The organism is Embleya sp. NPDC059237 (genome assembly GCF_042754105.1).
In the GTDB taxonomy this organism is placed as follows: domain Bacteria; phylum Actinomycetota; class Actinomycetes; order Streptomycetales; family Streptomycetaceae; genus Embleya.
On record NZ_JBHZAE010000004.1, the window covers coordinates 224907 to 248290 of the forward strand.

At 71.7% G+C, this 23384-nt stretch carries 20 protein-coding genes; 7 read left to right on the plus strand and 13 right to left on the minus strand.

What is annotated here, in order from left to right; all coding sequences use genetic code 11:
* Nucleotides 1–2: 2 nt before the first annotated feature.
* The gene (locus tag ACFXKZ_RS15060) at nt 3–1085 is read right to left on the minus strand and encodes an iron-siderophore ABC transporter substrate-binding protein (protein WP_380000372.1); all 1083 of its coding nucleotides are present in this window, start codon (nt 1083–1085) and stop codon (nt 3–5) included.
* Nucleotides 1086–1202: 117 nt separating this feature from the next.
* On the opposite strand from ACFXKZ_RS15060, the gene ACFXKZ_RS15065 reads away from it, so the two are divergent.
* A complete protein-coding gene (locus ACFXKZ_RS15065; protein WP_380000375.1) occupies nt 1203–2222 on the plus strand; it encodes a 1-aminocyclopropane-1-carboxylate deaminase/D-cysteine desulfhydrase in 1020 nt (339 codons plus the stop codon).
* Nucleotides 2223–2423: 201 nt separating this feature from the next.
* On the opposite strand, the gene ACFXKZ_RS15070 is transcribed toward ACFXKZ_RS15065, so the two are convergent.
* Nucleotides 2424–3530 carry a TetR/AcrR family transcriptional regulator gene (locus tag ACFXKZ_RS15070; protein WP_380000378.1) on the minus strand — a complete coding sequence of 369 codons (1107 nt, stop codon included), beginning with the start codon at nt 3528–3530 and terminating at the stop codon, nt 2424–2426.
* 175 nt (nt 3531–3705) lie between these two features.
* Between ACFXKZ_RS15070 and clpX the strand changes: the two genes are divergently transcribed.
* Nucleotides 3706–4977, plus strand: coding sequence for an ATP-dependent Clp protease ATP-binding subunit ClpX (gene clpX, locus ACFXKZ_RS15075; protein ID WP_380000380.1), 1272 nt, complete (start codon nt 3706–3708; stop codon nt 4975–4977).
* Between the two features lie 60 nt (nt 4978–5037).
* Here the strand turns inward: clpX and ACFXKZ_RS15080 are convergent, their stop codons facing one another.
* Nucleotides 5038–5679: a TetR/AcrR family transcriptional regulator gene (locus tag ACFXKZ_RS15080; protein WP_380000382.1), complete on the minus strand. Its 642-nt coding sequence runs from the start codon at nt 5677–5679 to the stop codon at nt 5038–5040.
* 53 nt (nt 5680–5732) lie between these two features.
* Between ACFXKZ_RS15080 and ACFXKZ_RS15085 the strand changes: the two genes are divergently transcribed.
* Nucleotides 5733–7298, plus strand: a complete 1566-nt coding sequence (locus ACFXKZ_RS15085; protein WP_380000385.1) for an MFS transporter — start codon at nt 5733–5735, stop codon at nt 7296–7298.
* Between the two features lie 87 nt (nt 7299–7385).
* On the opposite strand, the gene ACFXKZ_RS15090 is transcribed toward ACFXKZ_RS15085, so the two are convergent.
* The 10 genes from ACFXKZ_RS15090 to ACFXKZ_RS15135 all read right to left on the minus strand — a co-directional run bounded on the left by ACFXKZ_RS15090 (nt 7386) and on the right by ACFXKZ_RS15135 (nt 15894).
* Nucleotides 7386–8114 (minus strand): polysaccharide deacetylase family protein, encoded by a 729-nt coding sequence (locus ACFXKZ_RS15090; RefSeq protein ID WP_380000387.1) that lies wholly within the window; start codon nt 8112–8114, stop codon nt 7386–7388.
* A 451-nt stretch (nt 8115–8565) separates the two neighbouring features.
* Nucleotides 8566–9075: a GNAT family N-acetyltransferase gene (locus tag ACFXKZ_RS15095; RefSeq protein WP_380000390.1), complete on the minus strand. Its 510-nt coding sequence runs from the start codon at nt 9073–9075 to the stop codon at nt 8566–8568.
* Between the two features lie 82 nt (nt 9076–9157).
* Nucleotides 9158–9691 (minus strand): DUF3060 domain-containing protein, encoded by a 534-nt coding sequence (locus ACFXKZ_RS15100; protein ID WP_380000392.1) that lies wholly within the window; start codon nt 9689–9691, stop codon nt 9158–9160.
* Between the two features lie 141 nt (nt 9692–9832).
* Nucleotides 9833–10729: a sensor histidine kinase gene (locus tag ACFXKZ_RS15105; protein WP_380000394.1), complete on the minus strand. Its 897-nt coding sequence runs from the start codon at nt 10727–10729 to the stop codon at nt 9833–9835.
* Nucleotides 10726–11457 carry a response regulator transcription factor gene (locus ACFXKZ_RS15110; protein WP_380000396.1) on the minus strand — a complete coding sequence of 244 codons (732 nt, stop codon included), beginning with the start codon at nt 11455–11457 and terminating at the stop codon, nt 10726–10728. The genes ACFXKZ_RS15105 and ACFXKZ_RS15110 overlap by 4 nt, the downstream gene beginning before the upstream one ends.
* 105 nt (nt 11458–11562) lie before the next feature.
* A complete protein-coding gene (locus tag ACFXKZ_RS15115) occupies nt 11563–11712 on the minus strand; it encodes a hypothetical protein (RefSeq protein WP_380000398.1) in 150 nt (49 codons plus the stop codon).
* 9 nt (nt 11713–11721) lie between these two features.
* Nucleotides 11722–13791: a radical SAM protein gene (locus tag ACFXKZ_RS15120; protein ID WP_380000400.1), complete on the minus strand. Its 2070-nt coding sequence runs from the start codon at nt 13789–13791 to the stop codon at nt 11722–11724.
* Nucleotides 13792–13869: 78 nt separating this feature from the next.
* On the minus strand, nt 13870–14985 hold the full coding sequence (locus tag ACFXKZ_RS15125; protein ID WP_380000402.1) for a hypothetical protein: 1116 nt from the start codon (nt 14983–14985) through the stop codon (nt 13870–13872).
* 131 nt (nt 14986–15116) lie between these two features.
* A complete protein-coding gene (locus ACFXKZ_RS15130; protein ID WP_380000404.1) occupies nt 15117–15476 on the minus strand; it encodes a hypothetical protein in 360 nt (119 codons plus the stop codon).
* A 37-nt stretch (nt 15477–15513) separates the two neighbouring features.
* Nucleotides 15514–15894 carry a hypothetical protein gene (locus tag ACFXKZ_RS15135; protein WP_380000406.1) on the minus strand — a complete coding sequence of 127 codons (381 nt, stop codon included), beginning with the start codon at nt 15892–15894 and terminating at the stop codon, nt 15514–15516.
* Nucleotides 15895–16362: 468 nt separating this feature from the next.
* Between ACFXKZ_RS15135 and ACFXKZ_RS15140 the strand changes: the two genes are divergently transcribed.
* The 4 genes from ACFXKZ_RS15140 to ACFXKZ_RS15155 all read left to right on the plus strand — a co-directional run bounded on the left by ACFXKZ_RS15140 (nt 16363) and on the right by ACFXKZ_RS15155 (nt 23376).
* Nucleotides 16363–18663, plus strand: coding sequence for a TOMM precursor leader peptide-binding protein (locus ACFXKZ_RS15140; RefSeq protein WP_380000409.1), 2301 nt, complete (start codon nt 16363–16365; stop codon nt 18661–18663).
* 176 nt (nt 18664–18839) lie between these two features.
* Nucleotides 18840–20306 (plus strand): SagB family peptide dehydrogenase, encoded by a 1467-nt coding sequence (locus tag ACFXKZ_RS15145; protein WP_380000411.1) that lies wholly within the window; start codon nt 18840–18842, stop codon nt 20304–20306.
* Complete coding sequence (locus ACFXKZ_RS15150; protein WP_078978916.1) at nt 20303–21118, plus strand: HlyD family efflux transporter periplasmic adaptor subunit; 816 nt, start codon at nt 20303–20305, stop codon at nt 21116–21118. The genes ACFXKZ_RS15145 and ACFXKZ_RS15150 overlap by 4 nt, the downstream gene beginning before the upstream one ends.
* Nucleotides 21115–23376, plus strand: a complete 2262-nt coding sequence (locus ACFXKZ_RS15155; protein WP_380000413.1) for an NHLP family bacteriocin export ABC transporter peptidase/permease/ATPase subunit — start codon at nt 21115–21117, stop codon at nt 23374–23376. The genes ACFXKZ_RS15150 and ACFXKZ_RS15155 overlap by 4 nt, the downstream gene beginning before the upstream one ends.
* The last annotated feature ends 8 nt before the right edge of the window (nt 23377–23384 follow it).

Consider the following 23384-nt stretch of genomic DNA (forward strand, 5'->3'; position numbering starts at 1 on the left):
GGCTACTTGCCGGCCTTGGCGACCGCCGCGTCGATCTGCGGGAGGTAGCGCTGGATGGCCCACGGCACGGTCAGCGGGTTGATCATCGACGACGCGGTGACGAACGGGTTGTCGTTGCTCGCCACGACGGCGCCGCGCTTGACCGCCGGAATCGACGCGTAGAGCGGCTGGGCCTCGATCTCACGGCGCGTCTTGTCGTCGGTGTAGAAGGTGAAGACGACGTCACTGGCGGCGAGTTTGTCGGCGTTCTCCAGTCCGATGACCGCCGAGTCGGTGCCGTCGGTCTCCGGGAAGGTGTGCACGATCGGGTCGACCTTGAGCCCGAGCGAGGAGACCACGGAGACCCGCTGCTCCTCGGGCTTGAAGACACCGAGCGTGCCGGGGCCGGTCGTGTAGATGTAGGAGAAGGTGACGTTCTTGTAGTTCGGCCGGCTCGCCGCCGCGTCCGCCAGCTGCTGCTTGATCCCGGCGGTCAACTCCTTGGCCCTGTCCGGCTGTCCGAGCGCCTTGCCGACGATGTCGATCTGCTGGTCCCAGTCGGTGCTCCAGGCCTTGTCGGGGTACGCGACCGTGGGCGCGATGTCCTTCAGCAGGTCGTACTGCTTCTGCGTGATGCCGGACCAGGGCGCGAGGATGACGTCCGGGTCGAGCGCGGCGACGGCCTCGATGTCGAGTTCTTCGCCGCCCTTGAACTGCTTCGGCAGCTTGCCTCCGGACTTGGTGACCGCCTCGTGGATCCACGGCAGATAGCCGGACCCGTCGCTGCCCCACGCGTAGCTCTCGATGCCGACGGGGACCCGCCCCAGCGCGATCGAGGTCTCCGCCGAGCCCTGCCCCAGCGTCACGACCCGCTCGGGCTTCTTGGTGATCGTGGCGGTGCCGAGGGCACTTTTGATGCTGACCGGGAAGGCGCCGGGGACGCCGGCAGCGGGGGCACCCGCGGACCCGGCGGGGCGATCGGTCCCGGCGGACTTGTCGTCCTTGTCGTCCTTCGATCCACAGGCACCCAGCACGAGCGCCATGACAACCGCCGCGACGGGCGCCACGAATCGGCGGCGAACCCTGCCCTCGAACCGGAGAGACATCGATGACCTCTTTCTGCGTACAGCCCGAAAATGTCGCGGCTTGTTAGGACAGCCTAAGCTAACCTCTCGATCTTCCTTCACGCACCCTCGGCGCCGATGGTCCGTAGGCTGGATGTCGTGAAGACTCCGCTGCTGCACGAGCGTTTTCCCACGCATCAGCCCGATGCGCCGTTCTTCCATTACCTCCCGCTCGGCGAGCGCCCGACCCCGGTCGGCCGGCTCCCCGGGCTCGCGGACGGCACCGCCGACGTGTGGATCAAGGACGAGAGCGGGTTCGGCGATCTTTGGGGCGGCAACAAGGTCCGCAAGTTGGAGTGGGTGATCGCCGAGGCGCTGGGGCGGCGGTCGCCGACCATCCTCACCTTCGGGGCGCTGGGCACCAACCACGGGTTGGCGACGGCGCGGTTCGCCCGCGCACACGGGCTCGACGTCGCGCTCGCTCTGGTGGACCAGCCGGTCGACGAGCACGTGCGCCTGCAGACGGAGCGGCTCGAGGCCTCCGGGGCGACGATCCACCGCACCCGCACCAAGCGCCGCACCAGGCTGCTCGCGCCGTGGCTGATCCTGCGTCACGGACGGTTCGTCGGCCGCCGGTTCAGGCCCGCGTACGTCCTGCCGACCGGCGGCTCGTCACCGGTCGGGATGCTCGGGTACGTCGAGTGCGGCCTGGAGATCGGCGCACAGGTCGACGCGGGCGAACTCCCCGAACCGTCGCACGTCGTGCTCCCGGTCGGCAGCGGAGGTACGGCCGCGGGCCTCGCCGTCGGACTGCGCCTGGCCGGCCTGCGCACCCGCGTGACGGGGGTCGTGGTCAACGATCAACTGCCCCTGGATGCCGAGCAAATCACCAAGATGGCGAACAAGACCGCTCGACTGCTGCGCAGACGGACCGGCGACTTCAGGGTCGAGGGCCTGCGTGCCGAGGACGTCACGATGACCCGCGAATGGTTGGGCGCCGGCTACGGGCATCCGACACCGGAGGGCGAACGCATGATCCGCGACAGCCGAAGGATCGGCGGCCCGGAACTCGAACCGGTCTACACCGCGAAGGCGTTGGCGGCCCTGCGCGACCTGAACGCACGCGGCGGACTCGGCGACGGGACGGTGCTGTACCTGCACACGCACGGGCCGCGCTGACCCTCCGGCGGGCGCCGAGTGGCGGCCGGACCCGCGCTAGGCCCTGTCCGGCGGATCTTGGCGGGTCCGCGCCGCCCGGCACCGCACCTCGCCGCACCGGAGAAACAGCCGAATGGAACCACCATGCGGCTGCTTCTCCGGCACGCCGATGCACGGCACCGGACGACGCGGCCCGATCCACCAAGATCCGCCGGACAGGGCCTACCCGGTGGCGGACGGTGTCGGTGTGGGCACGGTCGATGCCGCCGCGTGGCAGGCGCCGGCCCCCTCGGCTCGGGTGAGGATCCGGCCGGCATCGATGCGGACCGCCGTCTCGGTCGCGTCGCTGACCGCGGACACCCCGGCCGCCGCCGCGACCGCGCCCGATTCGTCGCACACCACCCGCAGTCGCGGCCAGGCCGCGCGCGGGAACGCCCGCCGCAGACAGTCGCACAACTCGGCGAGGATCAACCGGGCCAGCGGGGTCAACTCCTGCGGATCCCCGGTGACCATGACCAGGGTCACCGCCGCGCCGGGCGGCGTGGAGCGTACCGCCTGCTCGGCCGCGGCGAGTCGATGCAGGCCCAGGATCGCCACCAGACCGTCGTCGAGCAGATCGGCAGGCTCGGCCCGAACCAGGTCGAACGCCGGTGGCGGCACCCAACGTTCGTCCACCCGATGCGCGGGCGCGACCACGGCCGGCGGCGACCACCAGTCGCCGAGCCGCAGGCCGGCCAACCGCTCGCAGGCCGTGACGATGTCGAACGGCTCCACGAACCCCGGTGCCACCGCGGCCATTTGACTCGCCCCGTGCAGCGCGGTGAGCACCGTCTCCGCCAATCGCACGCGCCGCGCCGGCGGCGCCCCGGGCACCGTCTCGGGCGGGTCCAGGCGCTCCAGCGCGAGCGCCACCAACAGCGCGTCCAGGTTCATCAGTTGGTGATACGGCAGGCGCATGCGCTCGTCGGACAACACCTCGGGGATCAGGTCCGACCCGAGCCGGGCCAGGTCGTGCGGATCGGTGTCGGCGTGCGGCAGCCGCGCCACCCAGGCCCGGGCGAGCGCGCCCAACGCCTCGCGCATCGTCGTGCCCGGCGGCGCCGGAACGAACTCGCCGTGACCTTGGGCGAGTTCGGCAAGGACCGCCAGGTAGAGCGCACGTTTGCCGGGGAAGTTGGAGTAGACGGCGCCTCGGGTGAGTGCGGCCCGTTCGGCGATGGCATCGATCCGGGCGGCGCGGAAGCCGAATTCGGCGAATTCGGCGCGAGCGGCGGCCAACACCCGGCCCCGCGTGCGCTGTTGCGTCTCCGCCCTGCTCAGCCGGGCCATCGCTCTCCCTGTCCGGACGCCCCGCCCAGGCGCACCGCCGTTCCCCGACGGTCAAAGTACCGTACTATCCGGATGGTGAGACCATCTGTTGCGACCACTTGACGTGCGCCGGCCGGGTCCGAACGCCGGCACGGAGCACATTCGGCCGCGCGCCGGAGGGGACGGGTCCGAGGTCATGGCACGCATCGGCGACGGTGAATTCTTGATGAAGTGCTCTTTCTGCGCGAAGACCCGAAAGCAGGTGCGAAAACTCGTCGCCGGACCCGCCGGCCTGTACATCTGCGACGAATGTGTCGGCCTGTGCAACGAGTTGATCGACGAGGAGCCGGTCCCGGACCACGACGCGCCCCGGAGCGGCGACCTGCCGGTCCCGGCCGAGATCCACCACTTCCTCAGCCGCTACGTGATCGGACAGGAGGCCGCCAAGCGCACATTGGCGGTCGCCGTCTACAACCACTACAAGCGGGTCCGGGCCGGCGACCACCGGGCGGGCGCGGTCGAGGTGGCCAAGTCCAACGTCCTCCTGCTCGGGCCCACCGGTTGCGGCAAGACCTACCTCGCCCAGACCCTGGCGAAGTTACTGGACGTGCCGTTCGCCATCGCCGACGCGACGACCCTCACCGAGGCCGGCTACGTCGGCGAGGATGTCGAGAACATCCTGCTCAAACTGCTGCGCGCGGCCGACTACGACGTCCCGCGCGCCGAGACCGGCATCGTCTACATCGACGAGATCGACAAGATCGCCCGCAAGGGCGAGAACACCTCGATCACCCGCGACGTCTCCGGCGAGGGTGTGCAGCAGGCGCTGCTGAAGATCCTGGAGGGCACCGTCGCCGCGGTGCCGCCCCAGGGCGGACGCAAGCACCCCAATCAGGAGTTCATCCACATCGACACGACGAACGTGCTGTTCGTCGTGGCCGGCGCGTTCGCCGGACTGGAGCGCATCATCGACGAGCGCGTGGGCAAACGCGGCATGGGCTTCACCGCCGAACCGCCCGCCGGACCCACCCGGTCCGCCGTCCCGGAAGGCGACGTGTTCGCCGGTGTCATGCCGGCCGACCTGATCGCGTTCGGCCTCATCCCCGAGTTCGTCGGCCGACTGCCGATCGTCGCGCGGGTGACCGGCCTGGACCGGACCGCGTTGTTGCGCACGCTCACCGAGCCGAGCAACGCGCTGGTGAAGCAGTATCGGAAGTTGTTCCTGATGGACGACATCGAACTGGAGTTCAGCCGCTCGGCGTTGGAGGCCATCGTCGATCGGACCCTCCTGCGCGGCACCGGCGCCCGGGGGCTGCGCGCGATCATGGAACTCGTCCTGCGTCCGATCATGTACGACATCCCCGGCCGCACGGACGTGGCCAAGGTCGTGATCAACGAGCGCACGGTGACCGACGGCGTCGAGCCGATCGTGGTCCTGCGGCAACCCCCGCACGAGAAGTCCGCGTAGCGGCGGTTCGTCGCCCATCACGAATACCCGGCACCTGTACCGCCCGCCGCGCCCGGGTGTTCAGCCGTGCGTGTGCGAAGGCCGGTGTTCCGCCCGCCAGGCATCCGTGGCCACGCCGGACATCACGATCATCACGATGTCCTCGGCCAGTGTGTCCGTGATCGGCAGGTGGCCGAACAACGCCCGGTAGTAGGTGGTGGAGGCCAGCAGGTCCAGGAGCAGGTCCAGGTCCGTGTCCGGCCGGATGTCGCCGCGCGCGATCCCCCGCCGCAGCGCCGCCGCCGTGGCGGCGCGGCGCGGATCGAACAGTCGGGCGAAGAACGTCTGGGCCAGCGCCGGATCGGCGGCCAGGTCCGCGACAAGGGCCGGCCACACCCGCCGGGTGCCCGGTCCGGCGAAGGCCGTGGTGAGGGTGGCGATCCCGACGATCAGATCGCAGTGTGTGCATCCCGTGTCGGGTGTGGGGGCATCGCCCATCGCGGTCACCAAGGCGTCGATCACCAGGTGCCGGCGGGACGGCCAGCGGCGGCGGATCGCCGGCTTGGTGGTGCCGGCCATCACGGCGACGCCTTCGAGGGTGAAGTCGGCGTAGCCGCCCTCTTCGAGCAATCGCATGGTGGCCGCAAGGACCGCCTCGTCGATGCGGTGGTCGCGGGGGCGACCGCGACCGGTCGTGATCGGTCGGACATCGGAGGTGGCCATGGTCACGAGTATAGATCGGATCTAATATCGTTCTGTTCCGGAACGGAACATAAATGGAATCGACCCGGGAGCCGACCTTGGCAGCCGAACGGCAACGCGAACTCGAACCACAGCCCCACACGGGCCCACACCCGGCGGACCTCGCCGCGGCGCGCACACCCGAACCCCCCGAGGAGGCCGCCCCGCCCCCGAAGCCCCCGGGGCGCGCCGGGGCCTGGGACCGCGAGCATCGCCCGTTGTCCCTGGGCCTGCTGATCTCGGTGGGTCTGGTCGCCTTCGAGGCGATGGGCGTCGTCGCGATCATGCCCCGCATCGCCCGCAGCCTCGACGGTTTGGAGTCGTACGGCTGGGGCCTGTCCGCATTGATGCTGACCAGCGTGCTGGGCGCGGTCGTCGCGGGCGGGGCGGGCGACCGGCTCGGCCCCCGGCGTCCCCTGGCGGTGGCCCTCGCGCTCCTCGCCGCCGGCTGCGTACTGGCCGGGGTCGCGCCCACCTGGTGGGTCTTCGTCGCCGGCCGATTCGTCCAGGGCCTGGGCGTCGGCGCCGTGATGGGTCTGGCGTACCTGGTGATCGGTCTGGCCTACGAGGACCACCTGCAGGCCCGCATGGTCGCCCTGACCTCCTCCGCCTGGACGCTGCCCGCGCTGGTCGGCCCGGTCGTGGCCGGCGCGCTGGCCGATCGGCTCTCGTGGCGGGCGCTGTTCCTGCTGCTGCCGATTCCCGTCGTGCTCGCGGCGCTGCTCACCCTGCCCGCGCTGCACGGGTTGGGCGGGTCCGGGAACGAACCGGCGAAAACCGCGGGTGCGGCCGACGGCGCGGCGCGGGGGCGCGGATTGCGACGGCTGCCCGATCTCGCCCTGAGCCTGGTGCTCGCGGCCGGGACCGGGATCATGATCGCGGCGTTCGAGTTCGCGGCGTTGGTCCCGGTGATCGTGCTCGCGGTACTGGGCGCCGTCGTCGCCGTGCTCGCCTATCGCGCCCTCACCCCGCCGGGGACCATTCGTGCCGGGCGCGGGCTGCCGGCGGGCGTCGCCATGCGCTGGTTGCTGGCGGGGGCCTACTTCGGCGCCGACACCTTCCTACCGCTCGGGCTGACCGAGTTGCGCGGGCTTGGCACCGTCGAAGCGGGCCTGGGGCTGTCGGCGGGTGCGCTGACCTGGGTCGCCGGATCGGCCCTCCAGGCCCGCTGGGACGACCGGCACGGGGCCCGGCTGCGCCCGGCCCACGCCGTGCTGGGCAGCATCGTGTTGTGCGCGGGCATCGCGCTGTTGGCGTGCGCCGTTCTGGTGGACGCGATCCCGCCGCAGGTGGCCGTAGTGGGCTGGGCGATCGGCGGGTTCGGCATGGGCGTGGCGTACAACGCGTCTTCCGCCGCCGTGCTCGCCCAGGCCCCGGCGGACCAACAGGGCCGCACCGGCGCGGCGTTGCAGTTGTCCCAGACGTTCGCCGTCGCCGTGCTCAGCGGCCTCGGCGGCGGCGCGGTCGCCCTCGCCCACACGCACGGCGCGGGCCTGGGTACCGCCCTCGGCGTCACGTTCGGCCTCACCGCCCTGCTGGCGCTGATCGCCGTCCCGACGGCGCTGCGGATCCGGACGACGGCGGACCGCGCCGCAGGTTGAGCGCCCGGATCGGCGGCGGGCGGCGGTTCGGCGCCGAGCGTGCCCGCTCACGCTCGACGCCGGACCGGGCCTTGGAAGGGGTGGCGATCAGCGCGCCGGCAGGTCGAAGTTCCAGCCCTTGGCCTTGAATTCGGGGATCAGCCGGTCCACCGCGTCGACCGTCTGCTGCCGGTCGCCGCCCGCGTCGTGGAGGGTGACCACCCCGGTCGGGGCGATGCCGTCCCGCAGTCGCTGAAGGAGCACGTCGGTGCCGGGCAGTTCCCAGTCGCCGGGCATCAGGGTCCAACTCAGCGGACGCAGGCCGAGGTTCGCGGCGACGGCCGGCGACTGGCCCCAATTGCCGTACGGCGCCCGGAAGTACGGGATCTCCACACCGGGCACGGCGGCGCGAATCTGCGCGTCGGTCTGCTTGATGTCCGCCTCGATCTCGGCCGGGGAGACCGTGGTGAGGTCGCGGTGGCGGTAGGTGTGGTTGCACAGGGTGTGGCCGTCGGCGACGATCGCGCGCACCTGCGCCTGCTGCCACTCGACCTGCTCGCCGACCAGGCAGAACACCGCCTTGACCTGGTGCTTCCTCAGCACCTGGAGCAGTTGGGGGGTGTACTGCGGGCTGGGCCCGTCGTCGAAGGTGAGCGCCACCTGGTTGCCGGGGTGGGCGGTCGTGGTGACCAGGGCCGGGCTCACCGGCCCGGCAGCGGGGGCCGCCGTGGCGGCCGGGGAACCGATCCAGGCGGTGGCCACGCACACGAGTAACGCGGTGAGGGTCGCCAGGCGACGACGGCGTACTCGGGGGTGACCGGTGTGGAGACTACGCATCGCGGGGTCGTTCCTTTCGATGGAGCGTGGATCGTCGTGCAGCAGTGACGTTTTTTCCGGCCGGGATATCGCCGCGGCGGAATAGCGGAACCGCATGGGTGCGGAATCGACGGAATGAACCGTCCGTGAACGGAATCCATCCGGAACACACACAGGGCAGAGCCTTTCGGTTCCGACACCGGCGGCCTGGATTCAGCGTAGCTGTATGTGTTCGATCTCTGACTGTGCGGTATTCCACCTGTTCATAGCCTTGACCAGGCAATCATGCATCGTTCATAATCGTGCATGATCGAACATCAATCGACTGTATCGATCATTAAGAGAAACGTTTCCTCACCATTTCCCCAGGAAATCAAAAAGCGAAATACCCCCGAAAAGACGAAACGGCGCCCCCTCCGAAGAGAGGGCGCCGAATACGGCGAAGACCGATCGAAGACCGATCGAAGACCGATCAGATCCCGAACGGCCCCGCGTAGTGGACGGTCCCGCCGGGCAGCGGGTCGTCGGCGTCCAACGTCAGCGCCATCAGGGCATCGTCCGGGACCTCGATGGTCAGACCGATGCCGTGCTCCGATGCCCGAGTGAACCCGAACCTCGGGTAGTACTCCGGGTGCCCCAGCACGACCACGTGCCGCTCGCCCAGCTCCTTCGCCGCCGCGAGCGCCGCGCGCACGACCGCCGAGCCGGCGCCGGACTTCTGGTATTCGGGCGACACCGCCACCGGCGCCAGGCACAGCGCCGGCCGGTCGTCGATGTGGCAGCGGGTGAGCAGCGCATGCGCCACCGGCCGGTTGTCGCCGTCGACGGCGACCACCGACAGGCCCGGGATCCAGGCCGGATCGCTTCGCAGCGCATCGACCAGATCGGCTTCGGCGGGTGACCCGAACGCGGCCCGCACGATGGCTCGGACGGCGGCGATGTCGGCGTCGGTCTCGACGCGCGTGATCCAGGTGATGCTCATGACGAACAGCGAATCACACGCGCCGAGCCGAACCCCTTCCGGGACGGGCGGCCGTCCCCCACCGTCGCGGCCGCCCGTCGTCTCATCCCCTGCTGGTGATCCGGTTGCTCAACCCGTTGTCGTTGATCTGCGGCACGCTGCCGTCCGGCTTCGTGCCGTACATCACCAGGTGGTTCGTGCCGGAGACGGTGATCTTGTCGAACCAGGCCACCTCGATGCTGTCGCCGTCGCCGCCGGTGACCGTCAGGCTCTTGCAGAAGCCGGTGAGCGTGAGCGCGATCGTGGAGCCCTCGATCCGCACGTCACGACCCGTGCAGTCGGTGGTCGGCTTCTCGCCGCTGCCGGTGAACACGATCGTGTCGTTCCCCTTCGGCGTGACCGGCGCCGCCGGCGTCGAGGGGGCGGTCTTACCGGTCTGCGGCGCGACCGGCGTGCTCGGCGTGGTCGAGGTGCTCGGCCGCTCGCTCGCCGAGGTCGGCGCCGGCGACCCGGTGCCCTGCGCGGTGGTGGCCGGCGCGGCCTTGTCCTTCTTCTCCACACCCGCCTCGCAGGCGGTGGCGCCGACGACGACGCCGGCGGTCAGCACGATCGCGGGCAGCACGGTACGAATACGCATCTCGGTTCTCTCCCCCATGTGGAAAGGCCGGTTCCGAAGGGCCGGTTCGGCCTGTGCTCACTACGGTAGAGACCGTCCGTCGCAGCGGTGTGGCAACCGTCTACCGGATCTGCGACACGGGTACCCGGTTCCGATACACCCTCACGACGTGGGCAGCCGAAGGCGCACCACGGTGCCCGACTCGGGCAGGCTGCGCAGTTCGGTACGACCACCGTGGCGCAGCACGACGGCCTGCACAAGGGCCAGCCCCAGGCCACTGCCCGGGGTGCCGCGCGCGTCGCTGCCTCGGACCAACTCCTCCCATACGTTGGGGAGTTCGTCGGCGCGGATGCCGCGTCCGGTGTCCGCGACCTCGACCACCACGTAGCCGTCCTCCTCGAACGCGCGCAGTTCGATCGCGCAGCCCGGGTCGCTGTACTTGACCGCGTTGCCGACCAGGTTCTCCAACGCCAGTTCGAGCAGGTCGGGGTCGCCGGCCAGGGTGGGCAGCGGCCACGGCACGCGCGGTACCGAGACGGTGATCCGCCGGTCGGCGCCGCCGGGCAGGTCGCGGCCGGTCTCGCCGGCGGCGTCGAGGAGTACGGCCACGTCCACCGCCACCCGCTCCAGTGGGCGGGATTCGATGTCGGCGAGCTTGCGCAGGTCGCCGGTGATCCGGGCGAGCCGGGCGACCTGCTCCCCCACGCCGGCGAGCGGACCGTCGGGGCCGGTGTCCTTGTCGGCGGCGAGATTCGCCAGGCCCAGGCGCATCGCGGTGAGCGGATTCTTCAGTTCGTGGTCCAACCGGCGCAGGAAGCGGTGGTGTTCGGCCGCCGCGGCGGCGCGGGCGCGCTCCGCGGCCTCGGCAACCCGCCGGCGGGCCCCGATCACCAGCACGCCGGCGCCGGCGGCGAGCAGACCGAGCACGGCCACGCCCAGGACGGGGGCGAAGCGTACGTAGACGCGCAGGTCACCGGCGAAGACGGCGGCGGCCGTCACGGCGGCCAGGTAGGCCGCCGCCGCCGCGCCGAGCAGGACGATCCGTCGGCGGCGGCTCACCCGGCCGCCTCGACGCGCGCGACGAAGCGGTATCCCTCGCCGGTGACCGTCTCGATCCAGCGCGGCGCCGCGGTGTCGTCGCCGAGCACCCGCCGCAGTTCCGCCACCCGGTTGTCCACCGCCCGCGTCGTGCTGGCCGATTCCCAGCCCCACAGCACCTCCATCAGCCGTTCGCGGGAGAGCAGTTCGTCGGGGTGGGTGACCAGGTAGTCCAGCAACGCACCGGCCTTGGGGGTGAGCGTCAGCTCCCGCTCGCCCAGCCAGGCCCGGCGGGCGGTCCGGTCCACCCGCAACGCGCCGGCCCGGAGTGTGCGCGCGCCGGCGAGGGGTGGCAGTCCGCGTCCGGAGCGGCGCAACAACGCCCGCATGCGGGCCACCAGTTCGTACGGGTCGAACGGTTTGTTGAGGTAGTCGTCGGCCCCTTCCTCCAGGGCCATGGCACGCTCGGTGGACTCGCCGACCTGGGTCAGCAGGATGACCGGGATCCACGCGCCGGAGCGCCGAATGCGGCGCAGCACCTCGCGCCCGTCCAGGAGCGGCATCAGCACGTCCAGGACGATCACGTCCGGGACCGGTGCGGTGCCGGCGGCGGTGAGCGCCGCCGCGCCGTCGTGCACGATCCGGACGTCGAATCCGGAGCGTTCCAACAGCGGCCCCAGTTGCGCGGTGATGGCGACATCGTCGTCGGCCAGCAGCACCGCGGGCCGCTTCGTCTCGTCCACTGTCACCGCGCCCACCCCCGTATCCGGGACGAGGATAGGCGACGCGGCGGTGCGGGCGACGGCATTCCGGCGGTCGTGGGTCACATACTCCGGGTCGACGGCCGCAGGGGCTCAGGAGCGGCGCAGCATGGTGTAGGCGAGGCCGACGAGCATGCCGCCGACGATGCAGACGGCGATCCCGACCCGGGTGTCGATCAGGAAGCCGACCACGATGGCGACGGCGTAGATCATCGGTAGGGCGGCACGGACGTTGCGGGTCATGGCGATCCCTCAGTGGCGCGCGGGCTCGACGGCCTCGGCGGGGGTGGCGACGGCGGTGGTCGTGCAGTCGTGGATCGGGCGTCCGCTGCCGTGCCAGACCGACAGGGCGTAGGGGCTGAACGGGTAGTGGGTGCGAAACGCCGGGACGGTGACGGTGCCGCGGACCACGTCCGCGCCGAGGTCGCCGGCGCTCTCCTCGCCGGTCGCCTCGGGCACGTCGCCGTACTCGCGCAGGATCGCCCACAGCGCGGCGGGCACCGCGAACTCGTGGGTCTCGGCCACCTGGTGGATGCCGGCCCGGAAGACCGCGGCGGCGGCGAGGTCGAGGTCGATCACCGCGTCCAGGTCGGCCCGGTCGGGCAGCGCGGCGGCGCCCAGGTGTTCGTACAGCACGTCGACGGCGGCGTGCGCGTGCCGGCGGGCGCGCTCGGGGGTACGCACCATCCGGTGCAGGATCACCTGATAGTGCACCTCCTCGTGGATCGGCTCGGTGCCCAGTTCGGCGTACAGCGCCTCGCGCGGGAAGCGGTCCGGCTCGCGCCACGAGCGGGTGTAGTCGGCGTACCAGAAGGCGGCGATCGGGTCCGGGCCACCGGCGCGCAGGTGTTCGCCGAGCGTGGCGACCAGGTCGACGGTGCGGGCGCCGGCGGCCCGGGCCAGCACCCGCAGCGTGCAGCGGAGCAGGCACTTGTGGAACAGCGTGAGCGGGATGCGCAGTTCCATGCCGCGCAGCCAGTCGGCGAAGTCCATCCGGGAGTGTCCGGTGACCACGTCGGCGATCAGGTCGGTATTGCCGGGATCGCACGGCATGCGGCGGGTGGTCAGCGCATGCTCGTCGCGGAAGCGGGCGTGGGTGTAGTCGGTGTTGTTCAGCAGCAGGAGCGGATACACCACCGGGGACCCGCCGGAGGCGACCGCCTCCTCGACACCGTCCAGGTGAGTGGCCAACGATTCGCCGGGCATGCCCCAGATCAGATCGGTGTAGGTGGGGATCCCGCGATCGCGGAACTGCCGTTGCATGCGCCGGTAGTTGTCCACCCGGATGTTGGTCCGGTTGGCGAGTTGCAGCACCTCGGCGTCGAAGGACTGCGCCGACAGCGTGATGGCGCCGGTCAGGCCGGCGCGGTGCAGGATCGTGGCGATCTCGACCACGCGGCCGTTGGTGTTCTTGGCCCAGTTGGTCATCACGAGCAGGCGTTTGCGCCGGCTCGCGCACAACTCGACCAGGAGCCGGGCGATTTCGGTGTCGCGCGGCAGGATGCCGAAGTTGGCGTCGGCGATGAACAGTTGGGTGCCGTTGCCGGCGTGGGTGACGATCCGTTCCAGTTCGGCCCGGATGCGGTCCAGGGAGTATTGGCGCACCTTGGAGTTGGTCGCGCCGCCCCAGTAGCAGAACGCGCAGGAGTACGGGCAGCCGCGGTTGGTCTCGTAGACGATCATCCGCGAGGCGGCCAAATCCCGGTCCGACCACACCTCGGGGTCGAGCAGCGGCGACGGCAGCGCGTCCAGGTCGCTCACGCGCGGCGCATCCGCGGTGTCGATCGGCGCGCCGTCGGGGCCGCGCAGGCTGATCCCGGGCACCTCGCCGAGCGCGGCCCGCAGGGCGGGGTCGGTGAGTGGGGCGTCGGGGTGTGCGACGAAGTGCCGAAGCAGGTCCCGGAAGCGCAACTCGCCCTCGCCGTGCACCAGTACGTCCACCCACGGCGCCTCGGCGAACAGCGCGCGCTGCTGGTGGGTGACGTCGTTGCCGCCGACCACGACCCGGCAGCGCGGCCAGCGTTGCTTGACCCGGTGGGCCAGTTCCAGGGTGCGCGCCCGGTTCCAGAAGTAGACGGTGAAGGCGATCACGAGCGGGTCGTCGAGCCGGTCCAGGACCGCGTGCGCGACGCGGTCCCGATCGTCGGCGCCGCGCTGGAGGTGTACGTGCTTGTGGAAGGTCACCGCGGCGGCCAGTTCCGGGTCCGCCCGGGCCGCCGCGTGCAGTTGGCCGAGCACGGCGCTGTAGCGCACGCCCGGCATCACGGTCAGCTCGACCAGGTGGACCTCACGGCGGCGGGCCGGTGCGGCGGGCGACGACATCCGGGGTCCTCTCTGCGGCGTGGTGGATGGGGGCGCGCTGCGGCGTGCGGGACGGGGGCTCGGGATCCGTGTCGGGGCTCAGCCGGCCGCGACCGACAGGGCGTAGTCGCCGTAGGCGATCAGCTGCACGCCGGTGCCCGGCGCCGAGGCGGGTGGGATGTGGCTGAGCGAGACGATCAGGCGGGTGATCACGTACTGCGCCGCCCGGGCTCCTTCGGGGCTGCCGGCCAGCGCCGCCTCCCGGCTGCCCGCGTCCAGCGGCACACCGTCCTTGCCGCCCGAGGAGGTCATCGTGTCCCGGACCTGGACGGCGGTGAAGGCCAGCACGCCGCCGTCGCGGGTGCGCAGCAGATACGTCGGGTATTGGGGTGCGTCGGGCGCGATGGCGCGCTCCAGGATGCCGCCCTTGGCGCGCAGCGCCTGGACGCCGGCGGTCCATCCGCCGGTGAGTTGTCCGGTGAGCGTCTTGGTGGGCGACAGCGGCACCTTGGGGTCGCGTTTGCCCTGGGCGTAGTCCTGGTAGGCGCGGCCGAGGGCGGCGGGGTCGGCGAGCAGTCCGGCGCCGTCGGTGACGGCGGGGGCGCCGCCGGCGGCGTCCTGGTCCAGGTCCGGGATCTCCGAACGGTCGGTGACGAACGGGTAGTAGGCGACCTTCCACGGCGCGCCGTCGCGCTCCTGGACGAACAGCAGGTATTTGGGTGACGGGGAGACCGTGTCGGATTGCAGCAGTTGGGTGATCGCCACGAAGAACTTCGGGTATCCGCTCTGGCGCGGGAAGACGAAGCGCGGATGCACGTATCCCGTCGTCGGCACCGCGACCGCCTGGGTCTTGGCCACCTGCAGGCCCGCCTTGCTGCCGGTGGAGGCGGGCGGCATCTCGATCGCGTCGACCCCGGCGGGGTCCAGGGCGGTGTTGATCCGCGTGTTGGCCGCGGAGTACTCCTGGAGCAGGCGAGTGGCCTGTTCCACGCCCACGGGGGGCGCGTCGGCCTGGGGCGCCGCGGGTTTGGGGTCGGCGGTGCCGTCCCCGCATCCGGCCAGTGCGGCGCCGGCCACGAGCAGGGCACAGGCGAGCGTGGCCGCCCGGCGGCGAACGGCCGAAGTCGCCCGGCGGCGGGGGCCGACGGGCGGGTGGATCACGCGTGCCCCGAAGGGGTGCGGTGCGCGCGCCTCCGGCGCGGTCGGTCCGGGCATGGGTCTCCACCTCGGGTCAGTGGCCGGTCGAGTTCCGGGGTGGCGGGACGTCCCCGGGCCGGCGCGTGGGGCGGCTCCGGTGCGCGGGAGGACGGGGTCTCCCGCGCACCGGAGCCGCCGGGCCGGGTCGATCAGGTGCTGGTGCAGCACGGTGAGCAGGAGCAGCTGTACGCGTCGCCGCCCGCCACCGAGTCGAGATCGGCTTCGGACAGCTCGCGCGTCTCCAGCAACGGCGAGTCCAGGACCCACAGTTCGTACCGACCGGTCTTCGTGCCCTCGGCCCACGCGTGCACCTGCGCCTCGAGGTCGGGTTCTCCTCCGGCCTCACGCGTGATGCGCACCGTGGCGCCTGCGGGCAGTTCGAAGCCCATCTCCGCGAGGGCGGCTCGCGGGTCCGATTCCAACCGGGCCGCGTACTCGTCGTCCGACCACGCCGCGGTCAACACCTTGGCGTAGAAACTGACGAACGCGGCCCTTTCCCTGGGCTCCATGAGCCGTCCTCTCGCTACGCCGTGCCGCGGCGCGCCGTCAGGTGCAGCAGCAGCACGGGGAACAGCAGCAGCAGTACGTGGTGTCGTCGCGCGTTTCGATGGTGCCGCCGGCGACCGATTCGAGGTCGGCCTCGGACAGTTCGCGCAGTTCGATCTGCGGCGAGTTGGGCACGCGCAGCTCGTACGTGCCGGAGACGGTGCCGGCCTCCCACAGGGTGACCTGGCCGTCGAGGTCGGGCTCACCCTCGACGTTGCGGATGATGCGCACCGAGGCGCCGGCGGGCAGTTCGAGGCCGTGTTCGGCGAGCGCGGCGCGCGGGTCGTTCTCCAGCCGGCTCGCGTACTCGTCGTCCGACCACGCGGCGGTGAGCACCTTCGTGTAGGACCTGACGAACGCGGCCCTGTCCCTGGGCTCCATCTGAGTCTCCCTCGTTGGGTCCGACTTCGGGATCTGCAGCGAATTCCGCCCGCTCGGCCTTCGGATTCACAATGGATTCGAGGCACGTTCGGATCGGGTCCGGATCGGTTCGGCTGCAATACCGGAAGCATGCGGAGCGCGCCGAGGAACCGTCAATGCCCGAACTCCTAATTGCCGGGTCCCAGGATTTCGGCGCCCCTGCCCCAAGCACTGCGTCCCGCCTCCCGTAGCCCAACACCGCCTACCGGCAGGACAAACGGGGTACCCCCCAACGTTAGGCGGGCACCTCCGATAGAGCTCACCCGGGCACCCCCCTGGCCCAATACGAACACACCGGAGAAACAGCGGAATTTCGCCGGAACGACCTTGTCCAGGCGCCCGGGACGCCGCTAACAATTACCGGGCGACGGCCGCAGGGCACCGCTGCCGGAAAGCTGCCGGAAATTCGACTACGCCGGGAGAGAATTCGTGGACCTGCCTCGACTCAAGGCACATCTCGTCCCTCGCCCCTTCGGTACGGATCGGGTCTTCCTCCTGTGCGAGGAGGGCCACTACCTCGTCCAGGGCAAGGCGGTCGCGGCCGTGTTGCCGTATCTCGACGGCACGCACACCATCGCCGAGATCACCGAGAAGCTCGCCGAGCGTTTCACGATGGGCGAAGTGGTGTTCGCGATCTCGAAGTTCCAGCGCTTCGGCCACCTCGTGGACGGCGCGGCGAGCGACGACCGGGCCGGGGCCGCGGCCTGGGAGAGCCTGGGCCTGGACGCGGTCGAGGCGGCCCATCGGCTGCGGGGGGCGCGGATCGAGGTGGCCGCACTCGGCGCGGTGGACGCCGCCGCCGTGGTGGCGGCGCTGCGCGAGATCGGCGCGGCGGTGTCCCCGGTGACCGCGGCGGAGACCGGCGCGGCGCCCGCCGAGGGCGGGCCGGACCTGACGGTGGTGCTCACCGACGACTACCTCGATCCGCGACTGGCCGCGATGGACGCCCGGTTGCGGGCCTCCGGGCTGCCCTGGCTGCTGGCGAAGCCGACCGGGGCGGATGTGTGGACCGGCCCCTACCTGGTCCCCGGGCGCACCGGTTGTTGGCACTGTCTGGCCCACCGCCTGGCGGGCAACCAGCAGGTGGAGACCTTCCTGCGGCGGCGCCCCGACGGCACCGTCGACGACGAGCCGATCCGCACCTCCATAGCCGCCACCGCCTGGTCGGTGGGCCTGTCCGCGCACCTGGTCGCCGCCGCCGCGGCCGAACTCCTGGCGGCGGAGGGGCGTTCCGGCTACGAGGGTGTGCTGGTGTCGCTGCACGTACCCAGCCGGCGGCTGGAGCAACACCGGTTGATCCGGCAGCCGCAGTGCCCCGCGTGCGGCGATCCCACGCTGCTCCTGGACCGCGACCCGCGGGTCGAACTCGTGGACCAGGCGGTGCGGTTCGACGACGAGGGCGGGCATCGTACGATGCGCCCCGACGACACGTTCAAGCGGCTGGAGAAGCACATCAGCCGACTGCTCGGCGCGGTCAGCGCGCTGCGCCTGCTCAACGACGTGGACAACGGCGTCACCTTCAGCTACTCGGCCAGCCACAACTTCGCCGTACCCGGACCCAACATCGGCATGTTGCGCCGCAACCTGCGCGGCCAGAGCGGCGGCAAGGGCCGCAGCGACGTCCAGGCCCGGGTCAGCGGGGTGTGTGAGGCGATCGAGCGCTACTCGGGGGTGTGGCGCGGCGACCGCCGCACCGAGCCGGGTTCGTTCGAGGAGTTGGGCGCCGACCTGGCCGTGCACCCGTACGACCTGCTGCTCTACTCCGACACCCAGTACGAGACGCGCGAGGAGTGGAACCGCGAGTCGGCCGGGCGCCTGCACATCGTGCCGGAACGATTCGACGAGAAGCGCCGGCTGAACTGGACCCGGGCCTGGTCGCTGACCGAGGACCGGCCCCGCCTGGTGCCGGCCGGCTACTCCTGGTTCGGCCACCCCGACCTGAACGAGCACTTCTACTGCTTCAGCGACGGCAACGGCAACGCCTCGGGGAACACCCTCGAAGAGGCGATCATGCAGGGCCTGTTCGAGAGTTGCGAGCGGGACGCGGTCGGCCTGTGGTGGTACAACCGGGCACTGCGCCCGGGCTTCGACCTGGACTCACTGCACGAGCCGTACGTGGACAGCCTGCGCGACTTCTACGCCGGGATGCAGCGCACCCTGGAGGTCGTCGACATCACCACCGACCTGGGCGTGCCCACGTTCGCCGCGGTCTCCCGGCGCACCGACCACCCGGTGGAGGACATCCTCCTCGGCTTCGGCGCCCACCTGGACGTGCGGATCGCGGTGTTGCGCGCGCTCACCGAGGTGAACCAGTTCCTGCCCGCGGTGATCAACCGCAATCCGGACGGCAGCACCGCCTACTGGGAGGACGACCCACACACCCTGGCCTGGCTGCACACCGCCACCGCCGAGGCGGAGCCGTGGGCGCTGCCCGCGCGGCATCTGCCGCAGACCACGCTGGAGGGCTACGGCATCCTGCACAGCGGCGACATCGCGCGCGACATCCGCGGCACGGTGGAGCGATTGCGCGCGGTCGACCTGGAGGTGATCGTGCTCGACCAGACCCTGCCCGACCTGGAGTTGAACGTGGCCAAGGTGATGGTCCCCGGGCTGCGGCACTTCTGGCGCCGGTTGGGTCCGGGGCGGATGTACGACACGCCCGTGCGGCTGGGCTGGCTGGCCGCGCCGGTGCCCGAGGCCGACCTCAACCCGTACAGCGTCTTCTTCTGAGCACCTCCCGTGCCCATGGCCCGGGTCCGGGCCGACCGTCGGCGCGCTCGCGCCCGGTCGGCTCGGCCGGGCCGGCCCCGCACCGCTCCGCCCGCACCGCCTGCTCCGCCCGCTCCGTCCGGGCCGCTCCCGCCGCGTAACCGATCCGGCCCGGCCCGACCTGCCCCGGAGGTTCCATGACCAGCCTCGGTATCCCGCCGACCGCGGCCGGCGCCGCGACGACGGTGCCGGTGGAACGCATCGCCCTGCATCCGAACGCGCGGGCGAGCACCAACGACGCCGGCGCCACCCTGCTCTTCCTCGGGCCGCGCGGTCTGTCCCTGGGCGTGTTGACCCCGGGGGTCGCCGCGGCCGTCGCGCTGCTCGCCGACCGCCCGAGCAGCGAGGACGACCTGCACCGGGCCGTGCTCGACCGCGACGGCGAGGGCGCCCTGCTGAAACTGCCCGCGCTGCTCCAGCGGTTGCGCGCCGGCGGGTGGCTGGGCACCACGCTGGAGGTGGCCGGCCGACCCGTCCTCGCGCTGCGTCCGCTCGCCCCACCGGCCCCGCTCGCCCGCGGCGCGAGCGCCCCCGATCCGGCGACCCGGCGGTTGTCCCGCTTCGCGGTGCTCCGCCGCGAGGGCGAACACACCGTCCTGGAGTCGCCGTTGTCCCCGGTCGCCGCCGACCTGCTCGACCCGGCGTTGGCCGGGCTGGTGGCCGCGCTGCCGCACCACGATGCCGGCGCGCTGCCGCCCGGCGCTGCGCGCGCCCTCGAACTGCTGGCCCGGCACGGCCTGTTGGTCGATCCGGAGCAGGAGGACGCCGATCCGGACCGGGCCCGGTGGTCGCCGCACGAGTTGTGGTTCCACGGGCGCACCCGGGCCGGCCGGCACGACCTGCCCTACGGCGGCACCTACTGGCGGGCCGCCGCCGAGCCGCCCCTGCCGGTGGTTCGCCCGGCGTTCGACGGACCGACCGTCGACCTGCCCCGCCCCGACCCGGACGCGGTCCGCCGGGCCGACCCGCCGCTGACCGAGGTGCTGGAGGGCCGCCGTTCGGTGCGCGCGCACGACGACACGAAGCCGCTGACCCTCGCGCAGCTGGGCGAGTTCCTGTACCGCACGGCACGCAATCGCGCCGTGCTGCACGAGGACCGCCAGGAGGTCGGCGACCGGCCCTACCCGTCGGGCGGGCGCTGTCACGAACTGGAGCTGTATCCGCTGGTGAACAACGTGGTCGGGGTGCCCCCGGGCCTGTACCACTACGACCCTCGCGATCATCGCCTCGAACACGTCGCCGACCCCGGCCCGGCGGTCGGCCGCTTGTCCGAGATCGCCCGGGCCACCGCGCTGATGAGCACACCGCCGCAGGTCGTGCTGCTGGTGAGCGCGCGGTTCGGGCGGGTGATGTGGAAGTACCAGACGATGGGCTACGCGCTCGTGCTCAAACACGTCGGGGTGCTCTACCAGACGATGTACCTGGTCGCGACCGCGATGGGCCTGGGCGGGTGCGGGCTCGGCGGCGGCGACTCCGACCTGTTCGCCCTCGCCACCGGCAACCGATGGGAACGCGAGGGCACCGTCGGCGAGTTCCTGCTCGGCACGATCGGCCCGGAGTCGAACACCGCCGTGCCGGGCGGGCCCGGAGGGGGACGGCCATGAACTTCCGTCGCGAGGCCCTGGAGGGACTGAAGGCCCCCGAGGAACTCGACGCGCCCATCCGCCTGGTCCGCACCCGTGCCTGGGCGCTGCTGCTCGCCCTGGCCCTGCTCCTCGGCGCCACCGCAGCCTGGTCGGCGGGCGGCACCCTGCCACGCAAGGTCGAGGTGCCCGGCATCCTCACCCATCCGCTCGGCGTCTCCCGTGTGCAGAGCCCGCAAACCGGCCTGGTGTCCAACCTGTTCGTCGACTCGGCCACGCTCGTGCCCAAGGGCACCCCGGTGCTGTCCGTGGTCGACGCGCAGGGCGCCACGCAGATCGTCCGGGCGCCGTTCGCCGGCCGGGTGATCGGCCTGCTCGTCTCCAGCGGCCAATACATCTCTGTCGGCACCACGTTCATGACCGTCGAGCGCACCGACGCCAACGACGACCGGCTCCTGGCCACGCTGTTCGTATCCCCGCGCAGCGCGGGCATGTTGCGCCCGGGCACCCAGGTGGACGTGTCCGTACAGTCCGCCCCCTCCCAGGCGTTCGGGCTGCTGCGCGGCCGGATCACCGCGATCGACCAGTTCCCGTACACCGCCCAGCAGGTGGCCGACTTCCTCGGCGGCGACCAACAGGCCGCGGGCCGGCTGCTGTCCGCCGGCGGCGCGGTCCGGGTCACCGTCGACCTGGAGACCGACCCGCGCACGCTCAGCGGCTACCGCTGGACCAACAAGTCGGGCCCGCCGTTCCGGATCGACTCGCAGACCCCCATCACCGGCTTCGCCCGCCTGCCCGGCGAGCGCCCGCTCGATTGGCTGCTTCCTGGATGACCACCACCAGTTCGCCACCGCCCGCCGGCGCACCGCCCGCCCCGCCCGAGCGCGGTCGCCGCCGCCGCGAGTCCGCCGAGCGCCGGATGTCGGTACGCACGCCCACGGTCATCCAGCTGGAGGGCGTCGAGTGCGGCGCCGCCGCGCTGGCCATGGTGCTCGCCCACCACGGCCGCTTCGTCCCGCTGGAGGAGTTGCGACACGCGTGCGGGGTCTCCCGGGACGGTGCCAAGGCGGCGAACCTGCTGCGCGCGGCGCGCTCGTACGGACTGATCGCGCGCGGCATGCAGATGGAGACCGCGGCACTGGCCCGGAACCGGCCGCCGGCCATCCTGTTCTGGAAGTTCAATCACTTCGTCGTCTACGAGGGCATGACGCGCCGGCTCGGGCGGCCGATGGTGCGGCTCAACGACCCCGCGCAGGGCCGCCGGTCGGTCACCACCGAGGAGTTCGACGTCGCGTTCACCGGCATCGTGCTCACCTTCGAGCCGGGCCCGCAGTTCCGGCGCGGCGGGCACCCGCCCCGGCTGCTCGCCGATCTGCGCGCGCGCTATCGCAGCAGCGGCGGCGCGCTGCTGCTCGCGCTCCTGGCCAGCCTGTTGCTGATCCTGCCCGGCCTGGCCGCGCCCGCGTTCACCCGGGTGTTCATCGACCGGGTGCTCACCGGCGCGGACCATTCCTTCCTGCCCGCGCTGCTCGCCTCCATGGGGTTGGCGGCGGCGGTGACCATCGCGCTGACCATGCTGCAACAGACCCATCTGCTGCGGGTCGAATCCGCCTCCTCGATCCGCAGTTCGGTCCGCGTGGTGCGCCATCTGCTGCGGCTGCCCGTGGTGTTCTTCACCCAGCGCAACCCGGCCGAGATCAGCAAGCGGGTCTCCGCCAACAACACCATCGCGCAGATCCTGTCCCGCGACGTGGCCACCACGGTGGTCAGCATGCTGCTGGTGGTGGTCTACGCGGGCCTGCTGTGGACGTACGACGCGCAGTTGACCCTGGTCGGGGTCGGCGTGGCGATGCTCAACATCGTGGTGCTCAAACTGGTCTCGCGGATGCGCACCGACACCGTGGCCCGGCTGCGCGCGGACCGCTCGGGCCTGGTGTCGGCGTCGTTCAACGGCCTGCAATTGATCGAGACGCTGAAGGCTTCCGGCGCCGAGGGCGACTACTTCAAGCGCTGGGCCGGATTCCAGGCGCGGGTGGTCTCCGGACAGCAGGCACTGGGCGCGCCCACCTCGATCCTGGCCGTGGTACCGCCGCTGCTCGCCGCCGTGGACAGCGGTCTGCTGTTGTGGATCGGGGGCCTGCGGGCGATCGACGGGCACATGTCGATCGGCCTGCTGGTCGCCTTCCAGACCCTGGTCAACTCGTTCAGCCGGCCCGTGGCCCAACTCACCAACTTGGGGCCGAGGTTGCAGGACGTGACCGCCGACCTCAATCGGCTCAAGGACATCGAGAAGTTCCCGCCCGCGCCCGAGTTCCTCGACGACGAGCGCGACCGTCGGGCCGGCTCCGGCGCCGAGGAGCCGGCCACGGTGCTCGCCGGCCGGGTCGAGTTGTCCCATGTCACCTTCGGCTACAGCCCGTTGGGCAAACCGCTCCTCGACGACTTCTCGCTGCGGGTGGGCCCCGGGCGGCGGGTCGCCCTGGTCGGCGGCTCGGGCAGCGGCAAGTCGACGGTGAGCCGGTTGATCGCCGGGCTGTACGAACCGTGGAGCGGCGAGCTGTTGTTCGACGGCCGGCCGCGCCGGGACTATCCGCGCGACGTGATGGGCACCGCGGTGGCATTCGTGGACCAGGACATCTTCCTGTTCGAGGGCACCGTGCGGGACAACGTCACGCTGTGGGACGATTCGATCCCGGACGAGACGGTGGTCGCGGCGCTGCGCGACGCGGCCGTGTACGACGTGGTCGCGGCCCGGCCCGGCACCATCCACAGCGCGGTCGCGGAGAGCGGCAAGAACTTCTCCGGCGGCCAGCGCCAACGCCTGGAGATCGCCCGCGCCCTGGTCCGCAACCCCAGCGTGCTGGTCCTGGACGAAGCCACCAGCGCACTCGACGCGCAGACCGAGGCGACCATCGACGACAACCTGCGCCGACGCGGCTGCGCGTGCGTGATCATCGCGCATCGGCTGTCCACGGTGCGCGACAGCGACGAGATCGTGGTGCTCGAACAGGGCCGGGTCGCCCAGCGCGGCGACCACCACACGCTGGCGGGCATCCCCGGCCCGTACGCCGAACTGATCCGCGACCTGTAGCCCGGCGC